Below are 13,843 nucleotides of genomic sequence, written 5' to 3'. Positions count from 1 at the left end.
AATTATGGGATATTCAATTGGTTCGTGGGTAACTTTAAATCACCCATCTATTGCAGAGATAATGGCTGATGCTGGCTTTGATTGGCTTTGCGTTGATATGGAACATTCGGTTACGGATTATTATGAGGCTCAACAACTCATTATGGCCATCCAAAGTAAGGGGATTAAAGCATTCGTGCGAGTAGGAGAAAATAATACTAGAATAATAAAAAGGGTATTAGATGCTGGCGCAGATGGAATTATAGTCCCTTCGGTGAATTCAAAAGAAGAAGCAAAAAAGGCTGTCATGGCAGTTAAATATCCTCCTGAAGGAACACGGGGAGTAGGCTTAGCACGTGCTCAATCATATGGCTTTGGTTTTGAAAATTATAGGGATAACGGATCCAAAGAGATTAAACTTATAGTTCAGATCGAACACATTAATGCAATTAAAGAACTTGACAGTATCATTCAAGTTGAAGGTGTTGACGGAACATTTATTGGTCCCTATGATCTATCAGGATCAATGGGAAAACCAGGTCAATATGATGATGACGATGTTAAGAAAGCGCTATCTGATTATGAAATGATAGCAAAGAAGTATGATAAGCTAATTGGATTTCATGTAATACAGCCAGATGCTCAATTAGTATTAAATAAAATTGAACAAGGATATAATTTTATTGCCTTTAGTCTTGACACTCTTTTTTTGGGTCATATGGCTAGAACGCAATTGAAAGAGTTAAAAAAAACACATAAATGATATAAATTATGAATATTGTAGGAATTATTCCCGCCCGTATGGCATCTTCCCGGTTTCCGGGTAAGCCTATGGCGGATATTTTGGGGATGCCTATGATCGGGCATTGCTATAAAAGAAGTAAAATGAGTGAGCTTCTTAGCGAAGTATACGTTGCAACCTGCGATCTTGAGATCTTCAATTATATTGAATCCATAGGTGGAAAGGCTGTAATGACGGCCGATACACATGAGCGTGCATCTGATAGAACAGCGGAAGCATTATTGAATATAGAGAGCAGCAGTGGTCAAAAAGTAGATATTGTGGTTTTACTGCAAGGTGATGAGCCGATGATAACGCCTGAAATGATCCAGGCTGCGGTGCAACCTTTATTGGATGTAGAAGAAATCAAGATTTCGAATCTGTACTCTAATATTTTAAGCGTTGAAGAATTCGAAGATCCAAATGAAGTAAAAGTAGTTGTCGATAAAGCTGGATACGCACTTTATTTTTCGCGTGAACCTATTCCATCCAGAAAGAAAGGAATATCTAATGTCCCAATGTATAAACAGGTTTGTATCATTCCTTTTGAAAGGGATTTTCTTCTTGAGTATAATCAACTCGAACAAACGCCTTTGGAAATCATCGAGTCTGTTGATATGATGAGAATACTGGAGAATGGAATGAAAGTGAAAATGGTGTATACAGATAGAGAATCATATTCGGTAGACACAGAAAGTGATTTGTTAAATGTAATTGAGAAATTAAGGACAGATATTCTTTTGAAGGGATATCTTGTTTTATAAAAGATAGGATTACCGCCTCCTAATGTTAAAAATTTTTGCATTTGAATTTTCAAGCTTTATAGAATGGTTTCTCAATGGATTTCCTGGCTATACAGGGATGTTTATGAGACGGATATATTATAAGCTGAAGTTGAATACTTGCGGAGATAAATTGAGTATTGGCACGAATACGAAAATAACGCCAGGGAAAAATATTTCGATCGGAGATAATTTTACGTGTTTTGGAAATGATTTCTTTTTTGCTTTCGATAATGGAACAATAGAAATTGGCAATAACGTGAGTATAAATTACAATGTGAATGTCAATTCGTCACAAGGTGGACAAGTCATCATTGGTAATGATGTTCTGATAGCTTCAAACGTGGTAATCCGTACTTCAAGTCATGTTTATTTGGATATGGCACAACCAATAAGGACACAAGGGCACAAGTCAGGATGTATAAATATACACGATGATGTCTGGATAGGCTCAAATGTCACGATCTTGCCTGACGTAACGATTGGAAAGGGGAGTATAATTGCAGCAGGATCGCTCGTGAATAAAAATGTAGAAGAATATTCCATTTACGGGGGCGTGCCTGCTAAATTTATAAAAAAAAGACTATGAAAATTTTACTTACCTCCACTTCATTTCAGGATACGCCAGGTAACCATCAGGTTTTATTAGAAAATCAGGGATTTCAAATAGATGAGTTACGAGGGCCTCTAAAAGAAGAAGTTTTGCTTGATGTTATAGACAGGTATGATGGAATTATTTGCGGGGACGATGAGATTACCAGACGAGTTATTGAAAAAGGTGCTCAAGGTAAACTGAAAATTATATCAAAATATGGTATAGGCCTTGATAAAGTAGACCTTGAAGCTGCAAGGTTCTTTAAGATACCCGTTGAAAATTGCCCTGGTGTAAATCAAATAACGGTTGCCGAACATGTATTTGCTTTGCTTTTATCGTTTGTGAAAAATATTATTCCCGAAAATGAGTATGTACAAAACCAGCAATGGGAACGCCTGATCGGCAATGATATCTATGGAAAAACCCTCGGTATTATCGGATTGGGTAGCGTAGGCAAGCAAGTTGCCATTAGGGCCGCGGCTTTCGGGTTGAAGGTAATAGCTTACGATACTTTTCATGACGCTGATTTTGCTAAAAAACATACTATCAATTATTGCGGAAATGTGAATGAATTATTAAGCCAGAGCGATATAATCAGCCTGAATGTGTCATTATTTCCTGAAACGACTAACATGATCAATTCTTCGATATTGAATATTTTGAAACCTGGGGTAATTGTGATTAACACAGCAAGAGCCGGGCTGGTTGAGCAGGAAGCTATCCTTAAAGGGATTGATTCTAAAATAATAAAAGCATATCTCACTGATGTGCTTGAAGAAGAGCCAATGGTAAAAGATCATCCTTTCTTACAATATAAAAATATTGTTATTACACCTCATATCGGTTCAAGAACATATGAAAACGTAGAGAGGCAGGGTACAATGGCTGTTGAAAATCTTTTAAAATATATTGGAAAATGATTTCATGGATAAGGTAGTAGTTTTTGGAGGGTCAGGTTTTCTGGGAGGACATGTAGCGGATATGCTCACCGATGCCGGATATCGGGTAATAATATTTGATACCATAAAGTCCGGTTATTTAAGAGACAGCCAGGAAATGGTTATTGGCGACATTCTCAATCGCGATCTGTTAAGAGAAGTGATCAAGGACGCTAAATATATTTACCATTTTGCCGCTATCGCAGATATTAAAGAAGCTCAGGACAATCCTGTTAAAGCTGTAGAGGTAAACATACTAAGTACGACTTATATTCTGGATGCATGCAGGGAATTTAAGGTTGAGAGATTTATATATGGTAGTACAATTTATGTGTATAGCGAACACGGATCCTTTTACCGGAGTACAAAGCAGGCTTCAGAATTATTAATTGAAAACTATCAAAAGATATATAATCTAAACTATACTATATTAAGGTACGGTTCATTATATGGCCCCCGGGCTAATCATTTTAACTCAATCAATAACTTTATAATTCAGGCTATCAAGGAAAGAAAGATCACGCGTGACGGTAATGGCGAAGAATTACGTGAATATATTCACATAAAAGATGCAGCAAAATCAAGTGTCGAAATCCTGTCAGATGAGTTTGTGAACTCCAATATCATGATAACCGGAAATAAGTCGATGAAGATCAGCGATATTCTAGCAATGATTAAGGAAATGTTTAATGAGAAAATCGAGGTTGTTTATACAAATGAAGTACATGAAGAACATTACAACATTACACCCTATACTTTTAAACCCAAAATAGCTAAGAAATATCACTTAAATTATTATCATGATCTCGGCCAGGGGATCTTAGACCAGATATATTCTAATTACGAAAAGTTGATAAAGGAAGGTGTCATTACTGAAGATAACTTCTTAACGAGAGAATAATGACTATAGAATATTTATCATACTATCTAAATGAAAATACGCCACTGTATGGCGGTGAGCGTGCTATAACAATAAAAAATAAAGGACTTATATCTGACGGGAGTAGTTCAAATACCAAAGAAATATCGCTTCCTAACCACTCAGGGACACATATCGATTTTCCTAATCACTTTTCAGATACGGGGAAAAAAATGAACGATTATCCTGCTTCATTTTGGCAGTTTAAAGACGTATTCTGCGTAGATTATAAAGCTGAAAAAGAAGAAATAATAACGGAAGAAATTTTTAAAGATTGTGAGTTACCGCTTAAAATAGACTTCCTGATAATTAATACCAGTTTTGGGGGGTACAGGAAAGAGAAAGCATATTGGAACAACAACCCAGGTATATCTCCAGGTTTAGCGCTTTTTTTAAGAACCAGATTCCCTGATATTAAAGCTATTGGCTTCGACTTTATTTCACTTAGCAGCTATCAGAACCGGCTGCTGGGAAGAGAGGCACATAAGGAATTTCTGATTGAAAATGATATATTGATTATTGAGGATATGAAACTCGATACGATTGCACAAAGAAAAATCAAAAGCGTGACTGCTCTGCCGCTTCAGATTGATGAAGCAGACGGAAGCCCTATAACAATTATCGCTGAATATGAATAGTATTAAAGCTATAATATTTGATTTTGATGGTGTAATTGCTGAATCTGTTCAAGTTAAGAGCAATGCCTTTGCCGAAATGTATAGTCCTTACGGGGCTGTTATAGAAAAAAAAGTGATAGCGCATCATGAAGCTAATGGTGGATTGTCTCGTTTTGAAAAATTTAGATTCTATCACAAATATTATCTGCATGAAGATATCGATAGTGAAAAGGTTAATAGTCTGGCAAAACAGTTTTCCGATTTAGTATTACAGAAAGTGATATCATCGCCTTATGTGAGAGGCGCCTATGAATTTATCTTAGAAAACTATAACAAATATGACTTTTATATTTCTACAGGGACACCTGCAGATGAAATTAAGGTTATACTCGAAAAAAGAGAATTGTCTAAATACTTCAAAGCAGTCTACGGCTCGCCTGAGACTAAAGACAACCACGTAAAAGAAATACTAGCAAATAACGGGTACAAGAATGAAGAGGTAGTTTTCATTGGAGATGCCGACACTGACAAAAATGCCGCCCGAGTTAATAACATAAAATTTGTTGCCAGAATCGAGTCGCAGTCATCACCCTTATTGAGCGAAAGATTTAAAGTGCAGGATTTAACACAACTGAAAAAAATTATAGATACCATTTAATGAACCTGCATAACCTTTCGCTCTCACAACTGAAAGCGTGCAAGCTCACGTATTTTCAAACCATAGAAACAATTATACTCAAATGAAAATATTTTTAGTCACTGGAGCTGCGGGCTTTATTGGTGCTGCAGTTGCGAGGAAGCTTATTGACGAAGGACATAAAGTTATAACAATAGACAATTTATCCACAGGGTATCAAGATGCCATTCCAGAGGGAGTTGAATTTTTCAAGGGCGATTGTCAGGACTATTCAGTAATAAAGCAGTTAGAAAAGTTTACTTTTGAGGCGATATTTCATATTGCCGGTCAAAGCTCTGGTGAAATTAGTTTTGACGATCCCGTATATGACTTACAGACAAATGCACAATCGACTTTATTATTATTAAAGTTGGCGATAAAAACAAAATGTACAAATTTTATTTACGCCTCGACTATGTCCGTATATGGGGACAAGCCAGATAGACCGGTAAAGGAAGACACAGAATTGAATCCTAAATCTTTTTATGGAGTAGGCAAACTGGCGAGCGAACATTATTTAAGAATATATTCTGAATACGGTATACATAGTACCTCGTTGCGGCTTTTCAACGTTTATGGACCAGGCCAGAATATGGATAATTTGCGGCAAGGGATGGTAAGTATATTTTTAGCTCAAGCTTTAAAAAACAAGCATATTGTGGTTAAAGGAAGCGCTGACAGATATCGTGATTTTGTGTTTATTGACGACGTGGTTAAAGGATTTATTAAAGCCTACAATTCGAACAAGCATGGCTACAAATATTTTAACTTAGCTACCGGAATAAAAACTGAAGTTGGAGAAGTCGTGGAAAAAATCAAATCGAATTTACCTTTTGATGTTACCGTAGAATTCTCTGGTGCTACTCAAGGTGACCAGTTTGGTATTTATGCCGACATCTTAAAGGTAAAAAAAGAATTAGATTGGGAACCATCAGTGAAGCTAAATGATGGGCTATCCAAAATGGTCCATTTCCATCAAGGTTTATGAGTTTGAAAAAAATACTTAACTGTCCAGTATGCGGACAAACGTCAGGTAAAAATATTGGCCCTTATTATGGAACTGCGGCTCCGTTTAATATTGAAGATGGCTATCTGTCAGAATGTTCTAATTGCGGGCTGGTATACTTAGAACAAATGCCCTCTGATCAGCAACTGGATAAGTTTTATAAGACTTATTGGCAGGGCAGTGAAGCGGTTCAAAGCGCCTCACGGAATTCTTTGCAATTATATAAAGCACAGGGCTTATCAAGATTGTCATTCTTAATTGAGAAAACAGGCAGCATAGAAAACAAAACCATACTTGATTTTGGCGCCGGGCATGCGCTTTTTGGAGAAATACTTAAGGAGCAGGGAGTAAATTCAAAGTATTTTGCTGTAGAGGCCGACGCTGAAATTGTAAAGGACATTGAGGCAAAGGGGATGAAGGCTGCAGAGCACATAGAAGGATTGGGAGAGAAGGAATTTGATATCATAGTAATCTTTCATGTTCTGGAGCATGTAACCGATCCAAAATCATTTTTGAAATCAATAGTAAAGTTCCTGAAGAAAGGCGGCATTTTATTTATCGAAAGCCCCAATCAGGATTTCTTGTTTAAAGCAAATTTTCAGCCGCATACTTTGTTTTTCAATGAAAAGTCTTTAAGTTTTCTACTTAGGGAGTTAGAAATGCCAGACTTTCATATTTATAGCTTCGGGAGAGCTCTGCTATCTATTCCCAATGAAAGAGAAAAAAATGTTTTTTTGCCATTAATAATTAAAAAGGGATTTAGTAGGATACTCAATTGTTTAAGGTTAGGGAATGGCAACACTATTGACTCTTTTAAAAATGAGTATGAATTTGATACCTTTGGCCCCGAAAGACAATGGTTGAGAGCGATTGTAACTAAATAATAATAGAATGAGGATTGTATGTATTATTCCAGCTCGTCTGGGATCATTTAGGTTTGGGAATAAACCGCTTGTTGATATTTGTGGCAAGTCTATGTTGGAGCATGTTTATAAGAGAGCAAGCTTGTGTAAGATGTTGGACGAAGTATATGTTGCTACGCCTAACCAGGAAATTGTCGACCATGTTGAGGCGTTTGGAGGAAAGGCAATACTGACTAATGACAATGTCAGAAGAGCATCAGACAGAGTTGCCCAGGCAGCTTCAAAAATACAAGAAGCTGATATCATAGTTAACTTACAGGGAGATGAGCCGTTAGTTTTCCCTGAAATGATAGAAGCCGCGATAAAGCCTTTGATAGATGATCCTACCCTGTCTTGTGTAAATCTCGTGAAAAGAGTAGATTTCGAGGAAGCAAAGAATATTCATGAAGTAAAAGTTGTTTTTGATGAAAACAATGAAGCACTTTACTTCTCGCGCGAACCAATTCCTTCTAAATTCATGGGAGATAAGAATTTCCCTTATTTTATAGAAGTTTGTGTTTTCCCATTCACGAATAAATCGTTAAAGGAATTCACTAATTTGACCTCCACGAAACTTGAAGAAATTGAATCTATTGATATGTTAAGATTTCTGGAGCATGGCCATAGAATAAAAATTGTAGAGACAAACTATGAAACATATAGTGTAGATGTACCTGAAGACTTGGTTAAAGTGATTGAGGTTATGGAAAAAGATGTTCTTAGGAAATTGTATTAATGACTCGAAATAAAATATTTGTTGTTCATAAGAGCAATGGATATAAGGCCTTCCTTTCTAAAATTATTATTGAATGCAGTATTGATTCATGGGTCTTTTTGGGGGAGGATGCCTTAATCCCATATCAGTTAGAAATATCAATTCTTAATGATATAGAAAGATACCCCCTTGCTGAAGAGCTGGGCAAATCACAATACGAACATCTGGAACAATATATCGATTTCATCGACGACCTGGAAAGCCGGTCGGGGGAAGAACTCTGGTGGGCTAGTCGATTGTCATGGAAAAATCCATGGGATAGTAGTTTTTACCTAACGTATTGTCAGCTCGATATTTATCGAAAAATACTTTTAGACGATACCTTTAAAAATAAAAATCTGTTAATTCTCGTTGAGGATTTTGCATTGTTTGAATGCATAAAACAGAATAGTAACATAGATAGACCTTTTAGCTATTACACCGCTGAAAATTATTTTGATAATATTACCGCAATACTGAAATCCTATTCAAGAAGGCCGTATATTTTTTTATGCGCTGCCATTTCTAAATTGATGTGCAGGCTTATATTCAAAAATACCACTTTCGATACAGCTAATCTCAATCAGGACAATCTGATTATTCTACCAACTTTTATTGATTCCCGGAATTTTCGAAGCGGGGTATATAGCGACCCTTTTATCGGGAAGGTTTTTGAAACAGAATCAATAAAAACGAACTGTGCCGTAATAGTTCCAATTGATTGGGTAGGAACAAAGCATCAGTTAAAACTATTTAATAAATGGTTGGAGAATAATGGATTCAAAGTATTTTTTCTTTATAACTCATTATCACTTTATAACATTCTTTTAGAATTATCTAAGTTTAAAAACACATCATCCTCTAACAAGAAAATATCTATCCTAAACGGATTGAACATCACCCCTTTAATCAACAAAGAAAAGCTGAGGGAAAGACGAGCCTTCTCGTTACAAAATAAACTTATAAAAGCGTTTTCAAAAAAAGTGGGTGCCCAGGTAAATAATAAGTTAACAATTTATCCTTTTGAAAACCAGGCCTGGGAACGTGTTTTCTTATATGAGATGAGGAAGCACAACAATATTAAAAGTGTCGGGTTGCAAAATGCACCATGTCCTGCATTATCTACAAGGTTTTACTTTTCAAAAAAACTTATTGATGCATTACCCCTCCCAGATACCATAATTGCCACTGGAAATGTTTCTTTTAAGAATTTAGAGACCTATTATGGTTTAAAGACAGAAATACTGACTTCACAATCCGGACGTGATTTTATCTCAGGGCTTTCAAAAAATACTCTGCTGAAATATAGTCAGGTCATGGTTGCCTGTTCACTGGGAGAAAAAGAATCAGTGGCATTAATTACATTTGTTGTAAATACTCTTAGAAACAATAAAAATTTTCAAGTTTCTATCGTTCCTCATCCATTGGCTAACTATGACTATGTCGGGTTATTCAAAAAGCTTGATTGTCCCGCACACATTTCTTTAAAAACGAGTTTTGCCGATGAGATGAAAAAAGCTGATGTAGTCCTGTTTGATTCTTCATCGGCGGGACTCGAAGCATTAGCCAATGGGATTCAACCAATTTTTATTGGCAGCAAAAATGCTCTGCATGTCAACCCAAATGAGTTTGACGCGGAAATAACAAAATATGCTTATACAGAGGAACAGCTCATGGATGCACTCATTTACGCTGATATGGAAAATCCAAAGGAAGTTATTCGGGAATATTTTGGTGATGGAAGTACCATGCCCCTGACAGATATATTAGAAAACATAATTAAAACCACTTTTAGTAGTTAAACAGGTAATAATATATAGATTATGGATGTAGTTATTTTATGCGGTGGAAAGGGCACCAGGTTGAGCGAAGAAACAGTAAGCAAACCAAAACCAATGGTTGAAATAGGAGGAAAACCAATTCTCTGGCATATTATGAAGACTTATAGTTCGTTTGGACATAAAAAGTTCATACTGGCATTAGGCTATAAAGCAAATTTTATTAAGGAGTACTTTTACAACCTTAGGATTTCGGCAAGTGATTTTACTTTAAAAATGACTCCTGATCAAGATCCGCTTTTCTATAATTCTATGCCGGAAAGTGATTGGGAAATTACTTTCGTTGATACCGGAGAGGAAACTCTTAAAGGTGCGAGAGTTAAGTTGGTTGAGAAATATATAGAATCTGATGATTTTCTTTTGACTTATGGTGATGGACTTAGTAATGTTAATATTAATGACTTAATAAATTTCCATTTATCTAATAAAAAAATCGCCACTGTAACGGCGGTTCACCCGCCGTCTAGATTTGGTGAATTGGAATTGAATGGCTCGATAGTGACTAACTTTCAAGAAAAGCCACAGATGGCCACTGGTTATATTAACGGAGGCTTTTTTGTTTTTAACAAAAAAATAATGGATTATCTGACGGAAGATGAAAATTGTGATCTTGAGTTCGGCGCTTTACAGACCCTTTCTAACGAAGGTCAGTTACATGCTCACCTGCACGATGGCTTTTGGCAGTGTATGGATAATGTTCGTGAAAGAGACTATTTAGATAATCTAGTACGGAGTAATAAAGCTCCATGGATAAAATAATAAGACATGTTTAATAATATTTACAAAGGGAAAAAAGTAATAGTAACTGGGCACACTGGTTTTAAAGGCGCTTGGTTAACAGCCTGGCTCTTGAAATTAGGTGCAGAAGTAGTGGGAATATCATTTGATATACCTACGAAACCCTCTTTATTCGAGGAATTGGCACTTGCAGATAAAATAACAGACTACCGAAACGATGTCCGTGATCTGGAAACCATAAAATCTATCTTTTCTAGAGAAAAGCCTGATTTTGTTTTCCATTTAGCTGCTCAAGCCATTGTATCTTTATCCTATTCGGACCCGGTCAATACATTTTCAACCAATTTGTTGGGCACAGTACATGTACTCGAAGCCCTGAGAAGTTTAACAAATAAATGTGCAGCAATTATTGTGACAAGTGATAAATGTTATGACAATGTAGAATGGGTTTGGGGGTATAAGGAAACGGATGTTGTAGGAGGTAAGGATATTTATAGTGGATCAAAGGGGTGTGCTGAAATTGCGTTTAAGTCATTCTATCATTCATTCTTTCAGAAACATCCTTTTGTTAAGATCGCTTCCGCCCGAGCTGGCAATGTCATAGGCGGGGGTGATTGGGCAAAAGACAGGATTGTGCCCGATTGTATGATTGCATGGTCTCAGAGAAAGACCGTAGAAATCAGAAGCCCTGAATCCACCAGGCCTTGGCAACATGTTCTTGAACCAATTAGTGGATATCTTAGTCTGTGCCAAAATTTATCTGAAAATGATAGCCTTAACGGAGAAAGCTTTAATTTCGGCCCTAAATCTGAGCATAGCCATACTGTAAAGAATTTATTAGAAGATTTAAGTCGTCATTGGAATTTTGATGATAGTTCTGAAGCATATAAAGTTACGGGTAACATTCTGTTCCATGAAGCGGGGTTGTTGAAGTTGAATTGTGATAAAGCTCTGTTTTTCCTTAAATGGTTGCCTACATTAGAATATAATGAGTTGATTGAATTTACGAGCCAATGGTATTATAACTTCTATCACCAGAATGATGGAATGTTTAATTATACTTTGCATCAAATTGAAAAGTATGAAGAGTTTGCCCTACAAAAAAGAATAAAATGGACATCATAGAGGGCGTAAGTTTAAATTTTTTAAAAATTATTGAGCATCCTAAGGGAAATATTATGCATGCGCTGAGGAAAAGTGACCTCAGTTTTAAAGGCTTTGGAGAAGCATATTTTTCTGAAATTCACAAGGATGAGATTAAAGGCTGGAAAAGGCATAAAACAATGGTTTTAAATTTAATTGTCCCTATTGGAGAGATTAAATTTGTGTTATTTGATGAAAGGCCCGATAGTGCTAGTTATATGAAATTTTGGCAAGTCAATATCGGTTCAGGTCAATATAAAAGATTAACCGTGCCGCCGATGATCTGGATGGCATTTCAGGGGGTTGGGGATGAACGGAATTTGTTACTAAATATAGCAAGCATTGAACATGATCCCAACGAGGCTGAAAATAGGGATCTATTGAATATTGATTTTAAATGGGAAGGATAAAAACCGTTCTTGTTACTGGGGCAAATGGTTATATAGGTGCCAATGTGGCTTTATATCTATATCAAAATGGTTTCAATGTAATAGCATCCTGCAGGAATTTGACAACAGAAAGTAAAGCTGCATTAAGAGGAATGGATATTATTCAAGGTGATTTAACAAATCAGGAAATAATAAATACTCTTCTTTCAATGGATGTTGATATTGTCGTTCATACAGTTTCCCTTGATCATAAACTTTCTGAAACCAAGAGTATTGAAGATGTAAATCATGTAAATGTATTGAGTACATGGCAGTTGTTAGACGGATATTGTAAAAAAGGCATTGATAAATTCATTTACTTATCGACAACGCAGGTTTTGGGAAAACTGCAAGCAGAAGTTATTTCAGAAACTAGCTTAAAAGACCCAGAAAATATATACGCGCTCACGCATTCTATTGGGGAAGATCTAATAAGGTTTTACAATAGAAGATATAATACTGAATGTGTTAGCCTTAGGTTATCAAATGGATATGGTGCTCCTGTGCTTGAAGAAAATAATTGCTGGTGGCTTGTAATAAATGATCTTTGCCGCTCTGCATATTATAAAAAAAAAATAGTTTTGGAATCAGATGGTTCCCCGGTAAAGGATTTTATACATGTAAAGGATATTGCAAAGGCAATAGATAGGGTGATTGTAAATAAACTAAGGGATTCTTTATTGCATGTGTCTTCAGGTTCCAGTAATTCCTTGTTAGAGATTGCCCACTTGGTCAAAGATGTATACCAACACAGATATGGATCATCAATTCCTGTTTATTATTCTTCAAATAAGCTTTCAGAAACAGCTCCGGAAATAAATTCAAAATATACCATTGCCAATAGGAAACTTAAACAAATCGGTTTTTGTCCTCTAATTAACTTAAGTGAAGGTATAGAAGGGCTCTTTATATATTTTGAAAAATCAGATACTTATGTCGCCAAAAGTTAGTGTAATCGTTACTACATACAATAGATGTGAATTATTGAGCGAGACGATACAATCCATCATCAATCAAACATTTACTGACTTTGAACTTATTGTCGTTGATAATAATTCAAATTATGATTTTGTTGGACTCATGCAAAGCTTCTGTGATTCTCGTATAAAATTTTTTCAGAACCCAAATGATGGTATTATAGCTAGAAATAGAAATTTTGGTATTAAACGTGCTGTTGGAGAATATATTGCTCTTTGTGATGATGATGATATATGGGAGCAAACAAAATTGCGGGAGCAAGTTGAAATCATAGATAAATATCCAGATGTAGCACTTTGTTGCACAAACACTTATTTCATCAACATGAAGAATCTTCCTTTTCTAAATCGATTCACATCCTTTGTTAAGAATATTTTTTTATCTTCAAATTTACTATCAGCAAAATATTTATTAATCTCATTACACTACGTAATTAATTCATCAGTGCTATTTAAAAGGGAACTTATTAATTCATGTGGTTTTATCAATGAAGATCCTTTGCTGAGATCTATAGAGGATTACGAATTCTGGTTTAGGATAAGCCAGAATAATCGTATCTATTACCTGAATAAGAAACTACTATGGTATAGGTTGCACCCCGAACAATTGTCTACAGTGGATAATCAGAAAGTATATAAGCGAACATTAAAGGTTGTTTCGGATAATTGGAGGGATCTTAACCTACTTCAAAAAATTATTTATAGTATTCAAAAAAGAATATATTCTATTTGATAATGATCTAAATTATTTCGGGCTGTAAAAAAGATCA

The 13,843-nt window shown here is 35.7% G+C and carries 16 protein-coding genes; all 16 read left to right on the top strand.

The genetic code is table 11. The features are described 5' to 3' along the window. Nucleotides 1–4 precede the first annotated feature (4 nt). Nucleotides 5–742 (top strand): aldolase/citrate lyase family protein, encoded by a 738-nt coding sequence (locus P2W72_RS03795; protein WP_276359564.1) that lies wholly within the window; start codon nucleotides 5–7, stop codon nucleotides 740–742. Between the two features lie 8 nt (nucleotides 743–750). Beyond that, on the top strand, nucleotides 751–1,524 hold the full coding sequence (gene kdsB, locus P2W72_RS03790) for a 3-deoxy-manno-octulosonate cytidylyltransferase (protein WP_276359563.1): 774 nt from the start codon (nucleotides 751–753) through the stop codon (nucleotides 1,522–1,524). Between the two features lie 22 nt (nucleotides 1,525–1,546). Next, entirely contained in the window at nucleotides 1,547–2,131 is a 585-nt protein-coding gene (locus P2W72_RS03785) for an acyltransferase (protein ID WP_276359562.1), read from the top strand. Further along, nucleotides 2,128–3,057, top strand: coding sequence for a phosphoglycerate dehydrogenase (locus P2W72_RS03780; protein WP_276359561.1), 930 nt, complete (start codon nucleotides 2,128–2,130; stop codon nucleotides 3,055–3,057). Before P2W72_RS03785 ends, P2W72_RS03780 begins: the two co-directional genes overlap by 4 nt. Nucleotides 3,058–3,061: 4 nt before the next feature. Continuing rightward, the gene (locus P2W72_RS03775) at nucleotides 3,062–3,976 is read left to right on the top strand and encodes an NAD(P)-dependent oxidoreductase (RefSeq protein WP_276359560.1); all 915 of its coding nucleotides are present in this window, start codon (nucleotides 3,062–3,064) and stop codon (nucleotides 3,974–3,976) included. Further along, complete coding sequence (locus tag P2W72_RS03770; protein WP_276359559.1) at nucleotides 3,976–4,632, top strand: cyclase family protein; 657 nt, start codon at nucleotides 3,976–3,978, stop codon at nucleotides 4,630–4,632. The genes P2W72_RS03775 and P2W72_RS03770 overlap by 1 nt, the downstream gene beginning before the upstream one ends. Then, a complete protein-coding gene (locus P2W72_RS03765; protein WP_276359558.1) occupies nucleotides 4,625–5,269 on the top strand; it encodes an HAD-IA family hydrolase in 645 nt (214 codons plus the stop codon). Before P2W72_RS03770 ends, P2W72_RS03765 begins: the two co-directional genes overlap by 8 nt. Nucleotides 5,270–5,351: 82 nt before the next feature. Continuing rightward, nucleotides 5,352–6,275 carry an NAD-dependent epimerase/dehydratase family protein gene (locus tag P2W72_RS03760; protein ID WP_276359557.1) on the top strand — a complete coding sequence of 308 codons (924 nt, stop codon included), beginning with the start codon at nucleotides 5,352–5,354 and terminating at the stop codon, nucleotides 6,273–6,275. Next, nucleotides 6,272–7,177: a class I SAM-dependent methyltransferase gene (locus P2W72_RS03755; RefSeq protein WP_276359556.1), complete on the top strand. Its 906-nt coding sequence runs from the start codon at nucleotides 6,272–6,274 to the stop codon at nucleotides 7,175–7,177. The genes P2W72_RS03760 and P2W72_RS03755 overlap by 4 nt, the downstream gene beginning before the upstream one ends. A gap of 7 nt (nucleotides 7,178–7,184) precedes the next feature. Next, nucleotides 7,185–7,931 (top strand): 3-deoxy-manno-octulosonate cytidylyltransferase, encoded by a 747-nt coding sequence (locus P2W72_RS03750; RefSeq protein WP_276359555.1) that lies wholly within the window; start codon nucleotides 7,185–7,187, stop codon nucleotides 7,929–7,931. Then, the gene (locus tag P2W72_RS03745) at nucleotides 7,931–9,751 is read left to right on the top strand and encodes a hypothetical protein (RefSeq protein WP_276359554.1); all 1,821 of its coding nucleotides are present in this window, start codon (nucleotides 7,931–7,933) and stop codon (nucleotides 9,749–9,751) included. The genes P2W72_RS03750 and P2W72_RS03745 overlap by 1 nt, the downstream gene beginning before the upstream one ends. Nucleotides 9,752–9,772: 21 nt before the next feature. Further along, nucleotides 9,773–10,546 carry a glucose-1-phosphate cytidylyltransferase gene (gene rfbF, locus P2W72_RS03740; protein WP_276359553.1) on the top strand — a complete coding sequence of 258 codons (774 nt, stop codon included), beginning with the start codon at nucleotides 9,773–9,775 and terminating at the stop codon, nucleotides 10,544–10,546. Nucleotides 10,547–10,552: 6 nt separating this feature from the next. Beyond that, complete coding sequence (gene rfbG / locus P2W72_RS03735; protein WP_276359552.1) at nucleotides 10,553–11,650, top strand: CDP-glucose 4,6-dehydratase; 1,098 nt, start codon at nucleotides 10,553–10,555, stop codon at nucleotides 11,648–11,650. Continuing rightward, on the top strand, nucleotides 11,638–12,078 hold the full coding sequence (locus P2W72_RS03730) for a WxcM-like domain-containing protein (RefSeq protein WP_276359551.1): 441 nt from the start codon (nucleotides 11,638–11,640) through the stop codon (nucleotides 12,076–12,078). Before rfbG ends, P2W72_RS03730 begins: the two co-directional genes overlap by 13 nt. Further along, nucleotides 12,066–13,046, top strand: a complete 981-nt coding sequence (locus P2W72_RS03725) for an NAD(P)-dependent oxidoreductase (protein ID WP_276359550.1) — start codon at nucleotides 12,066–12,068, stop codon at nucleotides 13,044–13,046. The genes P2W72_RS03730 and P2W72_RS03725 overlap by 13 nt, the downstream gene beginning before the upstream one ends. Continuing rightward, the gene (locus P2W72_RS03720; protein ID WP_276359549.1) at nucleotides 13,030–13,806 is read left to right on the top strand and encodes a glycosyltransferase; all 777 of its coding nucleotides are present in this window, start codon (nucleotides 13,030–13,032) and stop codon (nucleotides 13,804–13,806) included. Before P2W72_RS03725 ends, P2W72_RS03720 begins: the two co-directional genes overlap by 17 nt. The last annotated feature ends 37 nt before the right edge of the window (nucleotides 13,807–13,843 follow it).

Origin of the sequence: Daejeonella sp. H1SJ63 (genome assembly GCF_029360775.1) — a bacterium.
Taxonomy (GTDB): Bacteria; Bacteroidota; Bacteroidia; order Sphingobacteriales; family Sphingobacteriaceae; genus Daejeonella.
Note: the sequence above shows the minus strand (reverse complement) of the source record. Positions and strands in the feature narration are given on the sequence as shown.

Coding starts and splice junctions, on each gene's coding strand:
- P2W72_RS03775 (WP_276359560.1), top strand. CDS start 3,062: ATGGATAAGGTAGTAGTTTTTGGAGGGTCAGGTTTTCTGGGAGGACAT.
- rfbF (WP_276359553.1), top strand. CDS start 9,773: ATGGATGTAGTTATTTTATGCGGTGGAAAGGGCACCAGGTTGAGCGAA.
- P2W72_RS03770 (WP_276359559.1), top strand. CDS start 3,976: ATGACTATAGAATATTTATCATACTATCTAAATGAAAATACGCCACTG.
- rfbG (WP_276359552.1), top strand. CDS start 10,553: ATGTTTAATAATATTTACAAAGGGAAAAAAGTAATAGTAACTGGGCAC.
- kdsB (WP_276359563.1), top strand. CDS start 751: ATGAATATTGTAGGAATTATTCCCGCCCGTATGGCATCTTCCCGGTTT.
- P2W72_RS03760 (WP_276359557.1), top strand. CDS start 5,352: ATGAAAATATTTTTAGTCACTGGAGCTGCGGGCTTTATTGGTGCTGCA.
- P2W72_RS03720 (WP_276359549.1), top strand. CDS start 13,030: ATGTCGCCAAAAGTTAGTGTAATCGTTACTACATACAATAGATGTGAA.
- P2W72_RS03750 (WP_276359555.1), top strand. CDS start 7,185: ATGAGGATTGTATGTATTATTCCAGCTCGTCTGGGATCATTTAGGTTT.
- P2W72_RS03725 (WP_276359550.1), top strand. CDS start 12,066: ATGGGAAGGATAAAAACCGTTCTTGTTACTGGGGCAAATGGTTATATA.
- P2W72_RS03795 (WP_276359564.1), top strand. CDS start 5: ATGGGATATTCAATTGGTTCGTGGGTAACTTTAAATCACCCATCTATT.
- P2W72_RS03765 (WP_276359558.1), top strand. CDS start 4,625: ATGAATAGTATTAAAGCTATAATATTTGATTTTGATGGTGTAATTGCT.
- P2W72_RS03780 (WP_276359561.1), top strand. CDS start 2,128: ATGAAAATTTTACTTACCTCCACTTCATTTCAGGATACGCCAGGTAAC.
- P2W72_RS03755 (WP_276359556.1), top strand. CDS start 6,272: ATGAGTTTGAAAAAAATACTTAACTGTCCAGTATGCGGACAAACGTCA.
- P2W72_RS03730 (WP_276359551.1), top strand. CDS start 11,638: ATGGACATCATAGAGGGCGTAAGTTTAAATTTTTTAAAAATTATTGAG.
- P2W72_RS03745 (WP_276359554.1), top strand. CDS start 7,931: ATGACTCGAAATAAAATATTTGTTGTTCATAAGAGCAATGGATATAAG.
- P2W72_RS03785 (WP_276359562.1), top strand. CDS start 1,547: ATGTTAAAAATTTTTGCATTTGAATTTTCAAGCTTTATAGAATGGTTT.